The organism is Microvirgula sp. AG722 (genome assembly GCF_003269145.1).
Taxonomy (GTDB): Bacteria; Pseudomonadota; Gammaproteobacteria; order Burkholderiales; family Aquaspirillaceae; genus Microvirgula; species Microvirgula aerodenitrificans.
Genome location: NZ_QLTJ01000011.1, coordinates 1 through 18,399, shown reverse-complemented (window position 1 = coordinate 18,399; position 18,399 = coordinate 1). Strand labels below are relative to the sequence as shown.

Here is an 18,399-nt window from a genome sequence, read left to right as displayed (position 1 = left end):
GGTGCATATCCCTGTCGCTTCGTACCTGCCGGTGCCGGCCGATGAGCGGGTGCTGGGCTGCCTGCCCTGGCCGGATCTGAAGGACAGGACGCTGCAGGGGCTGACGGACGTATGCCTTGCCTGCTCGCCGGTCGGACAGACCGCACTCCTGGTTCGGCTGGACCAGGCGGCGCAGGCGAAAATCAGTGATGCCGAAGGGGCTGAGGTGTCTGCCGATGTGCTTCGCCAGGCCCGCGTCCACCCCGCTGCGCATGGGTGGGTAGCGGCGGGGTACCACGCCATTGCGTATCTGGTCAGTACGCACCACGTTTACGAACGCATTCGTTCGCAAGGCAGCGTTAGCCCATGGCTGGCTTCCATTCCACTGTGGAGCCGGCCGCCGGCCGCGGACTTCTCGCCGCATTTCGAGCCTCGCCCGCAGGCGCGGGACGGCCGGATGTTCATTGTCAGCAACGATGAGGCGCTGCCAGCCAGACACCGCGTTCAGTTGTTCGACATCAGCGCGCATTCGATCGGGCTTCCTGACATACCGGTGGGGGGCAACAGGGAAGTGGGACCGGCCGGAGTCAGGGTAAACGTGGCCAGTGCAAAGGATTTTCTCTGGGCTCCGGCGGAACTGTCGGTGTGGGTCTCCGCGGGAAACTGGGTCTTCCTGTGCGATGCAATACGGCTGGAGCGCATCGCCCTGCCGGTGCGGGTGAAGGACGGGGCCATTCTGGCTGATGTGTCACGCAATGGACGCTATGTGGCGCTCATCTCCATCGACATGGACATTGATACGGGGTCCTTGCTGACCTTCTACGACCGGACGGTGGGCCGGGGCTCACTGCGGGCCAGCAGGCTGGCCTTCGTTCCCTCACAGCTGTCGGTTGCCGACGACGGCATGCTGTTTGTTGGCGGAGAGCAGCATGGTTACCGGATGAATGCCGATACCTGCACCCTGGCGACCTATGCATACCGGCAGACGTCATTCGGCCTGTTCAGGCTGTCTGCCGACGGGGGCTTTCTGATCCGGCCCCGCCTGGCCGAAGAAGCACTGGGCATGGAAGGCGATATCGTTCTTGAAGGCCGGCGGGGCAGCGGCTGCATCGTGCTGCCGCGCGTATCGCATTCCCGGTCCTATCTGGATCCCTGGCCCGGTGGCATCGCTTTTTCCGTGCTGAACCTGCTGGTGGCCGTGGCTTACCAGGACGGGCGGCTGCAGGTGTTCGATCTGCAGCAGACCGAGGGCCGTGGTGCCCGGGTCCTGGTGGAAACCGATTTGCCGATGGCGGACAAGCAGCTGCTGCCCCGCCTGTGCTTCGAGGGGCTGGACCGGTTGCACGTCCTGTTCAGACAGTGTCTTGATGACCACGTTTACCTTGCACGGACGACATTGTATCTGGGGGGGGAGGCGTCCTGTTGACCGACCACCGTGCTGCCGGATCACAGGAGAAACCGATGCCGATACCGCCTGCCATGTCATTGCTGTCTGCCCTGGCTGCCAGACACGAATGGGACGGAGTGCAGAAATGCCTGTCGCTGGCGGATATGGGCCGCTTGTGCCTGGTCAGCCCGGCGCTCCGCGAGGCGGTGACACCCGGGATGCTGGACAGAGCGGCGCTGGACCTGATCCGTTGCAGGGAGACCGGGGGCGTTGCAGGCGGTGACCTGTGCGGGTTGCGTTTTCATCCGGCGGCGCAGCGGTTCGTTGACACGGAACACTATGCGGCGGCCAGCATCGCCAGCCTGCATTACGTGTGGAAGGACGCCTGCCATGGCCGGTGCCAGGCAAGCACGACTGCCGTGCAGTGGCTGATGGGCATGCTGGCGCCCAGCGCTGCGTCGACACGCAGCGGCGGAATCAGCGTGACCCTGTCCACAACCAGTATGTCCGGCATGGCCCAGGATCTGCACTATTTCATTGCGGGGGGGCAGGCATCGCCACTGAGATTTCCCGGCAGCCTGAAATTTCCACCGCGGCAATGTTCGCTGCAACTGAACACTTCCCGGGATTATGTGCTGGATACCCCGGCACACTGGCTGCTGAAAGATGGCAGCAACAGGCTGTATGCCTATGCGGCGGCCAGTGAAGAGGCCGTACCGCTGCCAATGGAATGGGACCATGGCGCAACCGTGGCCATGTCGCGCAGCGGGCGTTTTGCCATCGCGGTCAGCACGCCCGAGGGAGGCATCAGCACATTGCACTGCCATGACCGCCTGCAGGATGCCTCCCGGGTGACAACGATCGCCTCCGGGGATTATCCCATCTGCCAGGCGGCCGTAACGGATCAGGGACGGGCCTATGTTGCCTCCCATCAGTCGGGCCATGTGACAGGAGAACAGGGCGAAGCCGAAATGCATGCATTCTCCGACAGCCGGCAAAGTCTCTTCATGCTGTCTCCGGATGAGCGGTTCCTGATCCGGTCACGCTATTCGTCACTGCATGGCGACCTCGTCCTGCTCGACCTGCAGGACAGTCGCGAAGTCATCCTGCCTCGCCTGGCCGGGTATTTGCCGTGGGGGGCGAGCATCAGGCCGATGAGCGTGGCCTTCTCCGTGCTGAACATGCTGGCCGCGGTTCTGTATGACGATGGTGCTGTTCACCTGTTCAATCTGCACCGCGCCGAGGCGCAGGCCGAAAGCGTCGTGCTGGGGACGGTACCCATGTCTCCGGGCAGCAGCGCGACCCAGCCCTACATCGGATTCGACGGGTTCGACCGGATCCATGTGGTGTACCAGGTCCAGACCGAGTCCGGGGTAGTGCTGGAAATGCAGACCCTGCATATTGCCGCTGCCGGCGTGCACTGACGGAGGACCGCATCCATGCCGCTGGCGCCGACACATCACATGCCAGCCCTGATTCCTGACCTGGCGGGCAGGGACGAATGGGCGGGGGTACTTGACTACCTGTCGCTTGCCGATCTGGGGCGCTTGCGTTGCGTGTCCGCGTCATTTTCCGTGGCGATTACGCCGCAGATGCTGGAGCAGACAGCCCTGGCCTTCATCCGCCGAGAGGAAGGGGATGGCGTGTCGGCGAGCACCCTCGGTGCTTTCCGGATTCATCCGGCCGCCGGGGAACTTGCCGCGGCCCGCTGCCCCGCTGCCGCCTGCCTGGCAAGCCTGCATCATGTGCGCCGGGATGCCATGGCCCGGGGCGGGTACGGGATGCTGCGCCTGCTCCCGCGGCATCCGGCGGGCATGGACGGGATGGATCATCGACCGGTCGTCCGGGATGGTCGCATGGCTGCGCCGGGCATTTACGAAGGTGGCAGCGACCCGGGCTGGCACAGCATCGATATCCGGACGGACGAAATCCGCACCTTCAGACTGCCGGCGGGCTTCAGGGCCCTGGCGTCGTCGCTGCATGTGGCCAGGATCACGATTGGCAAGCACTTTCTGGTGCCGCCCTGCGACGGGTGGGTACTGGCGGATACGACGGGCGGGCTCCACCTGTACGGCCCGGCGCGCGCGGAAACGATACCGCTCCCGATATCGGGAGCAACGGCACAGACGATGGCAGATCTGTCGTGCAACGGACGCTTTGTCGGCATGGTGACGCGGGGAGACGGGGAGGACAGCCGGGTCCGGTGCTATGACCGCGAGCGTGACCGGCTCTGCGTGGAAGGCACGATCGATGACGGTGATGTGTGCCAGCTTTCCGTCTCCGACGATGGCACGCTGTTTCTCGGTGCTCATCGGCAAGGCTATGTTTTTGCCCCCGATGGCGACATGACGGTGTGTCCGTACCGGAACGGATTCAACTGCCTGTTCCGGCTGTCTGCGGACGGGCACTTCCTGATGCGCACGGTGTATTCCGGCGGGCTGAGCGCACGAGAGGGCTACGTCATGCTCGAACGCCGGTCGCAAGGGCAGGAAATCCTCCTGCCGCGACTGACGGCGACCCGGCCCGGTTTCTGGTCGTCGCGACCTGGCGGCATTGCATTCTCTGCGCTGAATGCACTGGTGGCCGTGATGTACCTCGACGGGGTGCTGCAGGTCTTCGACCTGCAGCAGAACGACGGCAATGGCGCGCGGGTGCTGGCGGAAGCAGTGCTGCCCTGGGCCGGCGTGATATCGCCGCAACCGGTGATCTGCTTCGAGGGTTTCGACCGGGTGCATGTCGCCTTCTGGCAGCGGATGGGGCCGGTGTTCCGGCTGGCAAAGTTCACGCTGGAGATGGTGGGCGGGGAAGCCGCAGCGTCCCGCCAGGGCATGAGGATCTGAAGCTGCGAAAGGAGGAGGCGGCCGTCGTCGATGGTCCGGTCCTCAGTTGTCTGCATCGCCGGGTTTTTTCTGCATCCGGCAGGAGGGATTGTCATGTCGCCGTATTTATTGCCTCCCACCTTGCAGGGCCTGGCCCGGAGTGCGGACCATTGGCCCTACCTGGCACAGTATCTGTCACTGGAAGATCTTGGCCGCCTGAACAGCGTGTCCAGGGACTTCACCGGGGCGTCGACGCCGAAGATGATGGAACGTGCCGCACTGGACGCGATCCGGTGGCAGGAGCGGGAAGCGGTAACGGCCGAGGATCTGCAGCGTTTTCGCTTTCATCCGGCCGCTCGCGACCTGTGCCGGAACTTGCCGGCCACAGCCTGCCTGCAGAGCCTGCACCTTGCGCGCAAGGCCATTGCCGACGGGAACCTGCAGGCGACGGTGGCGCCGGTGGTGCCGTCATGCCGGATGACGAGCATCGACCTGATGCCACTGCCGCGGGACGGGGGCATCGTATGCTGGCACTCCAGCGCGGAGGACAACCGGCCGGTCCGGTATCTGATCCGTGCCGGGCAGGCTTGCCCGTATGCCCTGCCTGACGGGACGATGGCCGTGCCGCGTACGGCGCATCAGGGTGGAATCGGCACGGCACGGCAGTTTCTGGTGCCGCGGCCGGACTACTGGGTGCTCGCCAGACCTGACCACACGCTGTGTGTCTGGCGAGCCGGCACGGCGGAGCTGGCGGACCTGCCGCAGCCGCGTCCGGAACGCATACGGATGGCTGCCGTTTCGGGCAATGGCCGCTTCGTGGCATGGGCGGCGCAGGAGAGGAACGGTGATTGCCACCTGAAATGCCATGACCGTGAGCTGGACCGTCTCTGCGTGGACAGGGTCGTGAGCGACCCCCAGCTGTGCCAGTTGTCCGTTGCCAGTGATGGCGCCCTGTTCGTGGGGTCGCAGGCACAGGGATATCAGTTCGGCACCGAAGACATGCTGAAAATCGTCCCGTTTCTTCATCTGCCCGGTTGCCTGTACGGCCTGTCTCCGGACGAAAACTTTCTGATCCGGTCCGGCGTTTATTCCACGGATGGCACCGGGACCATCACGCTGGAGGACCGGTTGCGCGGGACGGACATCGTCCTGTTGCGGCAACGGCCTTCGCGGTCGACCGCGTGGTTCGCCCGGCCGGCCAGCATGGCCTTCTCGCCGCTGAACGCGCTGATTGCCGTTGCCTATCACGACGGAGTGATACAGGTCTTCGACCCGGGGCGAGGGGAAATGTCTTCCTGCGTCATTTGCCCGGATGCGGAACTCCCCCATGCACGGGTGCAGATGCAGCCCCTCATCAATTTCGACGGGTTCAACCGGATACACACCGTGTTCCGGCATTTCGACGGCACGCTTGCCGTCCATACGCTGCACCTGGGCCATCCGGGGCAGGACTGAATGGCGTCAGGCATGCGGACTGCCGCCCCTGCGGTCCCCCGTTCACCCATCAGGAGGTTCTACCATGCAGGCTCTTTCCAGCGTGCCGTCACCATCCTTTCTTTCACAACTGATCGGCCGGGACGAGGGACGGGCAGTGTTGCGCCTGCTGTCACTGGCGGATCTCGGGCGCCTGCGTTCCGTATCCGCGTCACTCAACGAATTGGTGACGCCCGGCCTGATCGACCAGGCGGCGCTGGCTTTTATCCGGCGGCAGGAGGGGGAGCGGGTATCGGTCGAGGAACTGCATCATCTTCGTTGCCATCCGTCGGCGCGGACATGGGCGGATGCCGGACACTACGCGGCAGCCTGCGTTGCCAGTCTGCACTACGTGGTCAAGGAAACGGAGGCCGGGAAGATCGATGCCCGGAACAGCACCATCGCGCTGCCGGGCGGCATGCTGCGGCTGGCCGGCACGAGCCAGACCCGGGACGGGCGGGCCGTCGCGCTCCATTCGGGTCTTGTCGGCCAGCCTCTGGTCCGGTACCTCGTCGGACCGGGGCAGGTGATGCCGCTGCAACTGCCCGACGGGCTCGAACCCTGCTTCGGCACCCTGAATATGGGGGGGATTCATGTGTCGCGACATTTTCTTTCGCCTCCGCCGGACTGGTGGGTGCTCTCGAGCCGGTTGAATGCGTGCCATCTCTTTCATGCCGGAACAAGGGAGCTGATTCCCCTTCCGTTCCCGCCGGTGGCCGCCCCGTTCATGGCCGCCCTTTCCGCCAACGGCCGTTTCGTGGCGGTGGCGTCATGCGGGCAGGAGGGGCGGGTGTCGTGCTTTGACCGCGAACAGCACAGCATCAGCGTGGACCGGCGGATTGCCGATCGCATGCTGTGCCAGCTTTCGGTGGGCGACGATGGCTGCGTATTTGCCGGCGCGCAGCAGCGCGGCTATCTGTTCCGGGCCGGTGACGAACCGGAGCCATTCCCGTACGGATACCGGTTGAACAGCCTGTTCCAGCTGTCCCCGGACGGGCGCTTCCTGATCCGCTCCGGTCTGGGTCAGAGCAGTGAATGTGGCGACATCGTCCTGGAAGACATGAAAGACGGCACCCGGTGCGTTCTGCCCCGCGCGACGCCATGCCGGCCGCATGGCTGTTCGACTTATCCGGCCGGTATGGCGTTCTCCAGCCTGAATGCCCTGGCGGCTGTCGTTTATTACGATGGCGTGATCAGGGTGTTCGATCTGCTGCGCAAGGATGCATGGGGTGCCCAGGTCGCGGCGGAAGCGGATTTTCCCTGGCCGGGCGGATTGATGCAGCCGCAGATCTGTTTTGACGGATTTGACCGGGTGTGCACGACGTTGCTGGGTCCGGATGCGTCCTCGCTGGGCAGGCACACCCTGTATCTCGGCCAGCACGGTTCGGTCTGACCGGAACATGGCCCCGTGGCGGCTGATGCCACAATACTCATAAGGAGTGATCATGCTGTCCATTTCAATGCCTTTGACATTGACGGATTTTGTCTGCCGCCCTGATGAGTGGCCGTATCTGGCGCAGTATCTGTCGCTGGCAGATCTGGGGCGCGTGCGCTCGGTGTCGACGACGCTCCGGGATGCCGTTACGCCGGGCATGATGGAGCGGGCGGCACTGGAGCGGATCCGGCAGGAAGAAGGCCGCGCCGTCTCGGCGGGGAATCTGCAAGGGTTCCGTGTCCATCCGGCGACCCGGGCATGGGTCGATGCAGGGCTGCACGCGACGGCATGCGTGGCAAGCCTGTACCACGTGCGTGCCGAGATGGAGGCCGGGCAGGTCAGCGTGCGCCAGGAAGCCATCGATCTGCCCGGTACCCTGCATGGCCTCGGTCTGATACCGCAGCCCCGCGACGGACGCGTGATTGTCTGGTACGCCGACCCTGACAGTCTCCGGGCGCGCTGGATGATCGTCAGCAATGAACCGTGGCAGCCGCTGTCGTTGCCCGGCGGGCTGATCCCGCACTGGAACAGCATGGGGTGCATAAGCACGACCAGGCAGTTTCTTGTGCCGCTGGCGGACTGGCGGGTGGTAACGAACCCTGCGCGCGAGCTTCATCTGTACCAGGCGGAAACGGGAGCACAGGTCGCCCTGCCGCTGGTGCGGAGGCCGGATAGCAGCCTGCTTGCCGCCTGCTCGTGCAATGGCCGCTTCGTGGCCATGGTCGAGTACAGCAGCGAGGGTGAAGACACGGTGGTGCAGTGCTACGACCGCGAGGGAGACCGATTTTTCGTGAATATCCGGCTTGCCGGCAGCCTGCCCCACCACCAGGTGTCGGTCGCCGGTGACGGACAGGTATTCATTGCCGGCCATCAGGGCAACCTGTGCCTGCAACCGTCCGGCGAAATGGTGTTCTGCCCGCATGAGCGCCCTGTCGGGCCGGAGGAGGTCGGCAGAACGATATACCGGATTTCTGCAGACGAGCATTTCCTGATCCAGTCCGACATGCGGGTCGGGCGCGGCATTGGCGACCTCTCCCTGACGCACGACGGGCAATGGATCCCGCTGCCGCGCGGGGAGGCGCCCCTGCCCGACCAGTCTGGCATCTACCCCATAGGCATTGCATTTTCGGTGCTGAATGCATTTGCCGCCGTGGTGTACCAGGACGGCCTGATCCAGGTGTTCGACCTGCAGCAGGCGACGGAGCAGGGGGCGCCCGTGCGGGCAACGGCGGTCGTGTCGTGCGGGCATCGGCTTGGTGATGCGGCGATCCGGTTTGACGGGTTCGGTCAGGTGAGCACGATTTTCTCCTACCGGACGGAGCACGGCCCCCGGCTGGGCAGGCATGTCCTGTTCCTTGGCCGGCATGAGCACGGCTGACCCTGCCGCACAATTCACTGATCCCGGGGAGGGTGCATGCCGCTTGATGAATGGCCATCCATGCTGTCGACGCTGGCCCGGCGGCCGTACGAATGGCCGTATGTGGCGCAATATCTGTCGCTGGCGGATCTGGGGCGCTTGCGTGCCGTGTCGACGACATGCCGCGATGCGGTCACGCCGGGCATGATGGAGCGGGCTGCGATGGACCTGATCCGCCAGGAGGAGGGCGCGACGGTATCGGCCGAAGACCTGCGCGACTTTCGCTTTCATCCGGCAACCCGTGAGTGGGTCGAGGCCGGGCGGTATGCGACGGCATGCGTGGCGAGTCTGCACCTGGTGCGCACCGGAACACGGGCCGGCCATGCCGGTACCCGCGAGGAACGGATCGAGCTGCCCGGTTCCACCCATCTCCTTGACCTGATGCCGCAGGCCCGCGACGGGCAGGTCATCGCCTGGTATATCGATCCCGACAGCCAGCGGTCACAGCGACTGATCGTCAGTTCCCGACCATGGGCGCCATTGCAGCTTCCCGCTGGGCTGGTGCCCTTCCGGAATTCGCTCAACAGCATGGGGGCGGCAAGGCAGTTCCTTGTCCCGCAGGCAGGCTGGGGGGTGCTTGGCAATCTGCACCATGAGCTCTTCCTGTACCGTGCGGATACCGGAGAACTGGTCTCGTTGCCGTTGCGGGGACAACAGACAGGCATCCTGATCGCTGCCTGCTCGTCCAGCGGGCGTTTCGTGGCCGCGATCGAGCATGACGCCGATAACAGTTGCACCGTGGATTGCTATGACCGTGACCGTGACCGGATGTATGCGAGTTACCGGTTTGCCGACTGCATGGTGCACCAGCTGTCGGTGGCCAGTGACGGCCGGGTGTTTGGTGCCGGGTTTCAGGGAGATTTCCTGATCCTGCCGTCGGGAGAAGTCGAGGCTTTCCGGCACGATTGCCATGTCGAGCTGGTGGACTCGACCAGAAATACCTACCTGTGTTCGCCGGATGAACAGTTTCTGGTCCGGTCCGACATGAGGGTCGGGCGGAACATTGGCGACCTGATTCTGGAAGATGGCGAGCGGCAGATCCGGCTGCCTCGCGGAGCGGCCCCCGAGCCGCCGTTTGGCGCGCACGCGCTGCGCCTGGCCTTCTCGATCCTGAATGCGCTGGTCGCCGTCGTGTATGAGGACGGTCTGATCCAGGTTTTCGACCTGCGGCGGGACATGGCGGAAGAGGCGAGGGTGCTGGCAACCGCAGGGATACTGGTCGAGCAGCCGCTGCGAGAGGTGGCAGTCCGCTTTGATGGATTCAATGTGGTGCAGACGATTTTTTCCCACCGGACGGCGCAGGGTGCCCGGCTGAGCCTGCATACCCTGTCACTCGCGCAGGGCGGGGCAGCCTGATGAAGGGTGCCGTGGCGGCCTGCCACTCGCGGCGGGGGATGTCATGCCGCTGACTGGCGTGCCGTCGATACTGCCCGGCCTGATCCGGCGGGCCGATGAGTGGCCATCGGTGGCGCAGTTTCTGTCGCTGGCCGATCTGGGGCGTCTGTGTGCCGTCTCCACGGCGTGCCGGGATGCGGTGACACCGACAATGATGGAACGGGCAGCGCTGGACCTGATCCGGCGCGAGGAAGGCAATGCCGTGTCGGGCGACGACCTGCGTCAGTTCCGCTTCCACCCGGCGACACGGAAATGGGCGGACAAGGGGCTGTATGCGACGGCATGCATGGCGAGCCTGTGGCATGTATGTCGCGAGGCCGGCGAAGGCAGCCTGGCCATGCAGCAGGCGTCCATTGCCCTGCCCGGCATCATGCACCGGTTCGACCTGTTGCCGCAGGTCCAGGACGGACGCGCCATCGCCTGGCATTTCGACCTGGAACAGCACCGCGTCGCCCGGCACCTGGTTGGCGACACGCAGCAGCAGCCACTCTCGTTGCCCGACGGCTATGCCCCCTATCCCTGCGGGGCCGGGGGCATCGGGGCGGCCAAGGCATTCCTGACGCCCAGGCCTGCCGGCCTGCTGATCGGCGACCTGCAGTGTGTCCCGTCCCTCTATTGCCTGGATACGGAGACGCTCACGCCGTTGACGTTGCCGTTGCCTGGGGGGGAAGGCCGCCTCTTCATGGCCGCCATGTCTGCGCACCGGCGGTGCGTTGCGATGGCGACCTGGCGCAGTGACGGCGGCTGCCTGGTCAAGTGCTACGACCGGGTGCGGGATTGCCTGAGCACCGACACCCTGATCGCGGATTGCTGGCCGGCCCAGATTTCGGTGTCGGAAAGCGGCAGGATCTTTGTGGGCTCGCCGCTGAGCGGCTATGCAATTGACACCGGGGCCGGCCCCGGGGCCCGGCCCCAGCCCTATCCGTATCCACTGGTGCCGGACCCGTCCTGCCTGACTGAGACCGTGTTCCGCCTGTCACCGGACGAGCGCTTCCTGATCCGGCCCGGTCTGGATGGCGGGAGTCTGCTGCTGGACGACCAGCGTAGCGGGCATTACGTTTTTCTCCCGCGCATGGAGCCGGTCAGGCCGGGGCAGCAATGCCGCAAGCCTGCCAGCATCGCGTTCTCGGCGCTGAATGCGCTGGCGGCCGTTGCCTATCACGACGGGCTGATCCTGGTGTTCGACCTGCGCCACGAGGATGCCCATGGCGCCCGCCGGCTGGCACGGGCGGAGTTGTGCTGTATTGAACGGCTGGAGCGGCTGATCATCAGGATGAGCGGATTCGATCAGGTCCATACGGTGTTTGGCTACCGGTCGGACCGGGGGCTGTCGCTGGGGCGGCACACACTCCATCTCGGCCTGGCTGCTCCGGACTGAGTGGCCGGCCTCGCTTCGCACGGCTTGTTTTACTCCCGCACAGGAAACCATCATGCCACCTCTCGATATGCCATTGAACCTGCCGGCACTGGCCCGGCGATCCGACGAGTGGTCCCTGGTGGCGCAATACCTGTCACTGGCGGACCTGGGGAGGGTGCAATCGGTGTCCTCGGTGTTCCTTGACGCCGTTACGCCGAGGATGATGGAACGGGCGGCGCTGGCGCTGATCCGGCAGGAGGAGGACCCGTCAGTGGCGGCCGGGGATCTGCGCACCCTCCGCTGCCATCCTGCCGCGCAGCCATGGGCCGACAGCGGCTTCCACGCTGCCGCCTGCCTGGCCAGCCTGCATCATGCGGGCCGCCTGCCTGTTGCCGGACGGGCCGGCGAAAGGGTGCAGCATCCCGTCGAATCCCGGGTCAGGATGCTGGACCTGGCCACTCGCGCGCTGACGCGAGACGGACGGGTCATCGTCTGGGGACAGGATGTGCAGAGCCTTCTGGTGGCGAAGTATGTGGTCCGGGCCGGGCAGATAATGCCCCTGACGCTGCCCGACGGCTTTCGGACCGCCGCCGCCATACCCCGGATCAACAGCAGCAAGCATTTTCTTCGGCCGCCGCCGGATTGCTGGCTGTTGATGAATGCGGACAGGGAACTGCACTATTACCACACGGACAGCAGGCAGCTGGTCCGTCTGCCGATGGCGCGCTCCACGACACCGCACACGGTGGACTTGTCGCGCAGCGGACGTTTCGTGGCGATCGCGACCAGCAACACGGCTGGTCCGGGCGAAACCCGCCTGCAATGCTACGACCGCGAACGGGATCAGGTCAGCCTGGATGCCCGCATCAGCGATGCCAATCTGTTCCAGATCTCGGTCGCGGACGACGGCCGCCTGTTTGTCGGCTCGTATACGCGGGGCTATGCATTCAGCCGGGACGGAGACGTGACGCTGTATTCGTTCGCGGGCGGCAATCACGCCCTGTTCCGGCTGTCTCCCGATGAACGCTTCCTGATGCGTTCGTGCTCGTGCATCGGGGAGGGGAATTGCAATGACATTGTGCTGCAGGACCTGGGCAACGGGCGGGAAACGAGGCTGCCGCGGGATATCCCTCCCCGGACCGGTCAGAGCGGGGCCATGCGGCCGGAGAGCATCGCATTCTCGCTGCTGAACCGGCTGGTGGCGATTGCCTATGAGGATGGCGCGCTGCAGATATTCGATCTGCGACAGGGCGCCGCGGGCAGCGCCCCTGTGATGGCCCGGGGAAATCTGCCGGTCACCGGCGTCTCGTTGCAGCCGCACACCAGCTTTGACGGGTTCGATCGGGTCTGCACCGTCTTCCGGCAGCGCATCGGCCGCGAGGTGACACTGGCCATGCACACGATGGATCTGTGATCCGTGTTGCGCTGGCCGCAGGTTTCCGGAAACTGTTGCCGGCGACCTGCTTGTGGCATGCTCGCTGCCGGATATTCCATCTGGAAGGTTGCCATGACGATTTCGCTTGCTTACGCCTGCCTGCTGACGCTGGTCTATCTGCTGCTGTCATGCAATGTGTCGCGACAGCGTCGCCGCTGTCTCGTCAGTCTGGGTGACGGCGACCAGCCGCCGCTGCGTGCCGCGATGCGGGCACATGGCAATTTTGCCGAATACGTGCCGCTGGCCCTGCTGCTGCTGGCACTGGATGAAGCGGCGGGCGTGTCGGCGCCGTGGCTGCATGCCGTGGGCGCCATGCTGCTGGCCGGGCGCATACTGCACCCGTTCGGCATTGCCATGCCGGCCCCGAATCCACCGCGCGTGCTGGGCATCCTGCTGACCTGGCTGGCGCTGCTGCTGGCTGCACTGCTCGGGTTGATGCGCGTGTTTGCCTGAGGTGCATACCGGCCAGGCAAATCGGGCTTGCGCCTGCCAACGGGTTGCCTACAACAAGCAGTATTAACTATCTGACTTGATGGATCCGGGGGGAGAGGCACATGGAAACGTTGTCCCTGTCGTCGATACAGGCGGTTGTGATCGCCAACCTGCTGCCGATTGCGTGGAAGCTGATCGGGGCGCTGCTGCTGTGGTGGATTGGCGGTTTCGTCATCAGGGGACTGCGTGCGGCTTTTGCGCGGATGATGACAGTGCGGAAGATCGACACCACGCTGGCGCGTTATCTTGAAGCATCCTTCAACGTATTCCTGAAACTGCTGCTGTTCATTGCCGTGCTGTCGGTGCTCGGCATCGCGACCACCACCTTCGCGGCCGTACTGGCGGCGGCCGGCCTGGCCATTGGCGTGGCCTGGTCCGGCCTGCTGGCCAACTTTGCCGCCGGACTGTTCCTGATGGTGCTGCGGCCGTTCCAGGTCGGCGACATGATCAATGCGGGGGGCGTGGTCGGCACGGTGCGCGATATCGGCCTGTTCGCCACCACCATCGACACGCTGGACAATCTGCATACCATCGTCGGCAACAACAAGCTGTTTTCGGACAATATCGTCAACCTGAGCGCCAACCCGTACCGGCGTGTCGACCTGAAGATGCAGCTGGCCAATGGCGTCGATATCGTCGCCGTGGCCGCTGCCCTGCGCAACCGGCTGTCGACGCTGCCCGGCGTGCAGCCCGACCCGGCGCCCTCGGTCGAACTGCTGGAGTTCAACCTGGCCGGCCCGGTGCTGGCGGTACGGCCGTTCTGTCACAACGACGTGTACTGGGATGTGTATTTCGCCACCAATCAGGCGATCAGCGACGTGGCACGCGACAACCAGCTGCCGCCGGCCGAACAGCCGGTGCTGGTCCGGCAGCGGTAACGGTCATGGTACGGAGCTGGCCGGTGGCGAGACGGATGAAGATCAGGTTTTGACTCCCCCCGGCCAGCGGGCTAGGCTTGCCCCCCCTATGCCCTACAGGCCGCCATCCGGCGGGCAAACGCTGTGCTCTACGATGTTGTTTTTCTTTGTGTCATGGCGTTTGCCGCCGGGCTGATCGATTCCGCAGTGGGCGGTGGCGGGCTGATCCAGGTGCCGGCGCTGTTCAATACCCTGCCGCGGGTCGATGCGGCCACGCTGCTCGGCACCAACAAGTTCTCCTCCATCTTCGGTACCGGCAGTGCGGCCCGCAGCTTCATGACCCGGGTCCGGCTGCCATGGTCGCTGGTGCTGCCGGCGGCCGGCTGTGCGTTCGTGTTCGCCTTCGTCGGTGCCGCCGCCGTCAGCCTGGTGCCGAAAGCGGTCATGAAGCCGGCCGTGCTGGTCATGCTGATCGGCATGGCGGCCTACACGCTGTGGAAAAAAGACTTCGGCAAGCTGCATGCGCCGGCCGTCATCGGCACGCGCGAGCGCTGGATCGCCGTGCTGATCGGCTGTGCCATCGGTTTCTACGACGGCATTTTCGGCCCCGGTACCGGCAGCTTCCTGATCTTCCTGTTCATCCGCTTCTTTGCGTTCGACTTCCTGCACGCATCGGCGGCGGCCAAGTTCGTCAACCTGGCGACCAATCTGGCGGCGCTGAGCTTCTTCATCCCGGCCGGGCATATCCTGTTCGGCTTTGCGGTGCCGATGGCGGTGTCCAATGTGGCCGGCAGCCTGGTCGGCACGCATCTGGCAATACGGGGCGGCGCCGGATTCATACGTGTCCTATTCTTGATTCTGCTCAGTATCCTGATCGGGAAGTTTGCCTACGATTTGTTCGTCCCTATCGGCTGAGTGACGTCAGATCCGAATCCACCCCGGTCCGACATGTCGACCGGGGTTTGTCGTTTGTGCCTGCGCGGCGCGGCGACCTGCCACCGTCCCGGCAATTGCTGCGCTGCAAAAAAACAGTGGCGAGTGTGTGCCATTGCCATGAAAATGCTTTTCAAATTACAAGATATGCGTTTGAATGCGGATGATCATTTTCAAACGAGTGTTTGAAATATTCAACAGATTGCACTGCAACGCCGCGCCGGGTGCGTGTGCGGGGCGGTTTACCGGTTTCATTCCAACCATCCAAACGAGGTAACCATGCAAATCGTCATTCCCGCCGAATGCGCGGGTGAGACGCGGGTCGCCGCTACGCCGGAAACGGTGAAGAAGCTCGTGCAGGCCGGCCATGCCGTCGCCGTGCAGAGCGGAGCGGGCGTCGCGTCAGCCGTGCCGGATGCGGTGTTCAGCGAGGCCGGGGCGGAAATCGTCGCCGACCGCGCGACACTGCTCGGCCGCGGCGACATCGTGCTGACCGTGCGCGAGCCGCAGGCTGCGGACATCGCCGCGCTGAAAGCCGGTGCCATCCTCATTGGCCAGCTGAAGCCGTACCAGAACACGCTGCTGCCGCAACTGGCGGCGCAGCAGGTCAGCGCTTTCGCCATGGAACTGCTGCCGCGGACCACGCGTGCGCAGTCGATGGACGTCCTGTCCAGCCAGAACAACCTCGGCGGCTATCGCGCCGTGCTGCTGGCCACCCAGTACTACCCGCGCATGATGCCGATGATGATGACCGCCGCCGGTACCGTAAAACCGGCTCGGGTGCTGATTCTCGGCGTCGGCGTCGCCGGCCTGCAGGCCATCGCGACCGCCAAGCGCCTGGGTGCCGTGGTCGAAGCCTTCGACGTGCGGCCGTCCACCAAGGAACAGGTCGAATCGCTCGGTGCCAAGTTCGTCGAAGTGCCGATGACCGACGAGGAAAAGGCCGCCAGCGATGGCGTCTACGCCAGGGAAATGAGCGACGACTACAAGCGCCGCCAGGGTGAACTGGTCGACAAGCACGCGCGTGCCGCCGACATCATCATCACCACCGCGCTGATTCCGGGCAAACCGGCACCGAAGCTGCTGTCGGCGGCCACCATTGCCGGCATGAAGGCCGGCAGCGTGATCATCGACATGGCGGCCGAGGCCGGCGGCAACGGCGAGGGCACCCGTCCGGGCGAGGTCTGCCAGACCGACAACGGCGTATACCTGGTCGGCACGACCAACCTGCCGGGCCTGGTCGCCGCCGATGCCTCGGCGCTGTACGCGAAGAACCTGCTGACCTTCCTGAACCTGATGTTCGGCAAGGACGGCGCATTCCAACTCAATCTCGAAGACGACCTGCTCGCTGCCACACTGGTGACCCACCAGGGCCAGGTCCGCTTCGGTCAGTCATAAGGAGAGACATCATGGTCGATCCGTTCGTGACCAGTGTCACCATCTTCGTACTGGCGATCTTCGTCGGCTACCACGTGGTGTGGAACGTCACTCCCGCATTGCACACCCCGCTGATGGCCGTCACCAACGCCATCTCGTCGATCATCATCGTTGGCGCCATGCTGCAGGTGGTCGAGATCAACGGCAGCGAAATCACGCTGACGTCGGTTCTCGGCACCCTGGCCATGCTGCTGGCGTCGATCAACATCTTCGGCGGCTTCATGGTGACCCAGCGCATGCTGGAAATGTTCAAGAAGAAGAAATAAGAGGACGCGATGGAAAATATCACCGCAATCCTTTATCTGATTGCCGCCATTTGCTTCATCCTGGCACTCAAGGGGCTCTCTTCGCCGAAAGCGGCGCAGCGGGGCAATTTCTACGGCATCGCCGGCATGGCGATCGCGTTCATCACCACCCTGGCCCTGGCTGACAAGCCGATCTGGGGGCTGATGGGCGGCGCGGTCATCATCGGTGGCCTGATCGGCGGCACCCTGGCCAAGCGCGTGCAGATGACGCAAATGCCGGAACTGGTCGCCGCCATGCACTCGCTGGTCGGCCTGGCCGCCGTGCTGATCTCCGTCGCGGCGATCTTCCACGAAGGCGCCAACCATACCGGCGTGCAGCGCATCGAGCTGTTCATTGGCGCGTTTATCGGTGCGATCACCTTTACCGCATCGGTCATTGCCTACGGCAAGCTGTCGGGCAAGTTCGGCAGCAAGGCCGTGTCGTTCAACGGTCAGCATCTGCTGAACCTGGTGCTGGCGATTGCCATGATCGGCTTCGGCATTGCCTACTACCTGACCGAGGCGCACGCCGCCTTCCTGGCCATGCTGGCCGTGGCGCTGGTGCTGGGCGTGACCCTGATCATCCCGATCGGCGGCGCGGACATGCCGGTCGTGGTGTCGATGCTGAACTCGTACTCGGGCTGGGCGGCAGCCGGTATCGGCTTCACCCTCAACAACCCGGTGCTGATCATTGCCGGTTCGCTGGTGGGCTCGTCCGGTGCCATCCTGTCGTACATCATGTGCAAGGCGATGAACCGCTCGATCTTCAACGTGCTGCTGGGCGGCTTCGGTTCCGGCCCGGCGGCGGCGGGTGCAGCCAGTTCGGGTCCGAAGAACTACAAATCGGGCAGCCCGGATGACGCGGCCTTCCTGATGACCAATGCCGACAGCGTGATCATTGTCCCGGGCTACGGCCTGGCCGTGGCCCGTGCCCAGCATGCACTGCAGGAGTTCGCCAAGCTGCTGACCGAGAAGGGGGTCAAGGTACGTTACGCGATCCACCCGGTCGCAGGGCGGATGCCGGGGCACATGAACGTGCTGCTGGCCGAGGCCGACGTGCCGTACGAGCAGGTGCAGGAGATGGAGGAGATCAACACCGACTTCGCCACCACCGACGTCGTGCTGGTGATCGGCGCCAACGACGTGGTCAACCCGGCCGCCCAGAAAGACCCGGCCAGCCCGATCTACGGCATGCCGATCCTGGAAGCCTACAAGGCGCGCACCGTGCTGGTGGTCAAGCGCTCGATGGCGGCAGGCTACGCCGGTCTGGACAACGATCTGTTCTACATGGATCGGACCATGATGGTGTTCGGCGACGCGAAAAAAGTGGTCGAAGACCTGCTCAAGGCAGCAGATCAGTAACTTTTCGACCCTGTACCCAGAAACCGCCGGGCTCGCCCGGCGGTTTTTTCATGGAGGGGAAGAATCGAGATAATTGTGCAAAACACTGAAAAACAAACCGATTTTTCGTTTTTTGAGAAAATTATCAGATTTTCTTTGCCGAAAGCGTTGACGGACCGGCACGGCAGACGTATAGTTCGCTTCCTCGCTGCACGACGCAGCGCCGAACGAAGCAGCAAGTCGCTGATTCAGTTCGGAAAAACGCTCTTTAACAAAACAGACAACCGATAAGTGTAGGCGCTTGCTGAAAAGCAAGGCTTACACAGTCAAGGAAGAACTTTCAGAAGTTCTTTTGAGA

At 64.3% G+C, this 18,399-nt stretch carries 15 protein-coding genes; all 15 read left to right on the top strand.

What is annotated here, in order from left to right; all coding sequences use genetic code 11:
- The first annotated feature begins 31 nt into the window (after positions 1-31).
- The 15 genes from DFO50_RS13475 to DFO50_RS13405 all read left to right on the top strand — a co-directional run bounded on the left by DFO50_RS13475 (position 32) and on the right by DFO50_RS13405 (position 18,062).
- Entirely contained in the window at positions 32-1,405 is a 1,374-nt protein-coding gene (locus DFO50_RS13475; RefSeq protein WP_146745096.1) for a hypothetical protein, read from the top strand.
- Between the two features lie 35 nt (positions 1,406-1,440).
- On the top strand, positions 1,441-2,790 hold the full coding sequence (locus DFO50_RS13470) for a hypothetical protein (RefSeq protein WP_112692709.1): 1,350 nt from the start codon (positions 1,441-1,443) through the stop codon (positions 2,788-2,790).
- 15 nt (positions 2,791-2,805) lie between these two features.
- A complete protein-coding gene (locus DFO50_RS13465) occupies positions 2,806-4,206 on the top strand; it encodes a hypothetical protein (protein ID WP_107889026.1) in 1,401 nt (466 codons plus the stop codon).
- Positions 4,207-4,299: 93 nt separating this feature from the next.
- On the top strand, positions 4,300-5,640 hold the full coding sequence (locus DFO50_RS13460; RefSeq protein ID WP_146745095.1) for a hypothetical protein: 1,341 nt from the start codon (positions 4,300-4,302) through the stop codon (positions 5,638-5,640).
- A 64-nt stretch (positions 5,641-5,704) separates the two neighbouring features.
- On the top strand, positions 5,705-7,051 hold the full coding sequence (locus DFO50_RS13455; protein WP_146745094.1) for a hypothetical protein: 1,347 nt from the start codon (positions 5,705-5,707) through the stop codon (positions 7,049-7,051).
- Positions 7,052-7,103: 52 nt separating this feature from the next.
- A complete protein-coding gene (locus DFO50_RS13450; RefSeq protein ID WP_146745093.1) occupies positions 7,104-8,471 on the top strand; it encodes a hypothetical protein in 1,368 nt (455 codons plus the stop codon).
- A 36-nt stretch (positions 8,472-8,507) separates the two neighbouring features.
- Positions 8,508-9,866 (top strand): hypothetical protein, encoded by a 1,359-nt coding sequence (locus DFO50_RS13445; RefSeq protein WP_146745092.1) that lies wholly within the window; start codon positions 8,508-8,510, stop codon positions 9,864-9,866.
- Between the two features lie 43 nt (positions 9,867-9,909).
- Positions 9,910-11,283 (top strand): hypothetical protein, encoded by a 1,374-nt coding sequence (locus DFO50_RS13440; protein ID WP_112692707.1) that lies wholly within the window; start codon positions 9,910-9,912, stop codon positions 11,281-11,283.
- 67 nt (positions 11,284-11,350) lie between these two features.
- Entirely contained in the window at positions 11,351-12,676 is a 1,326-nt protein-coding gene (locus DFO50_RS13435) for a hypothetical protein (protein WP_158537463.1), read from the top strand.
- 93 nt (positions 12,677-12,769) lie between these two features.
- Entirely contained in the window at positions 12,770-13,150 is a 381-nt protein-coding gene (locus tag DFO50_RS13430; protein WP_107890301.1) for an MAPEG family protein, read from the top strand.
- A 101-nt stretch (positions 13,151-13,251) separates the two neighbouring features.
- Positions 13,252-14,067, top strand: a complete 816-nt coding sequence (locus tag DFO50_RS13425; protein ID WP_112692705.1) for a mechanosensitive ion channel family protein — start codon at positions 13,252-13,254, stop codon at positions 14,065-14,067.
- Between the two features lie 153 nt (positions 14,068-14,220).
- Positions 14,221-14,961: a TSUP family transporter gene (locus DFO50_RS13420; protein ID WP_036386852.1), complete on the top strand. Its 741-nt coding sequence runs from the start codon at positions 14,221-14,223 to the stop codon at positions 14,959-14,961.
- Positions 14,962-15,258: 297 nt separating this feature from the next.
- A complete protein-coding gene (locus DFO50_RS13415; protein ID WP_028500347.1) occupies positions 15,259-16,377 on the top strand; it encodes a Re/Si-specific NAD(P)(+) transhydrogenase subunit alpha in 1,119 nt (372 codons plus the stop codon).
- 11 nt (positions 16,378-16,388) lie between these two features.
- On the top strand, positions 16,389-16,682 hold the full coding sequence (locus tag DFO50_RS13410) for a proton-translocating transhydrogenase family protein (RefSeq protein WP_028500346.1): 294 nt from the start codon (positions 16,389-16,391) through the stop codon (positions 16,680-16,682).
- 9 nt (positions 16,683-16,691) lie between these two features.
- Positions 16,692-18,062 (top strand): NAD(P)(+) transhydrogenase (Re/Si-specific) subunit beta, encoded by a 1,371-nt coding sequence (locus DFO50_RS13405; RefSeq protein WP_107889049.1) that lies wholly within the window; start codon positions 16,692-16,694, stop codon positions 18,060-18,062.
- Positions 18,063-18,399: the final 337 nt, after the last annotated feature.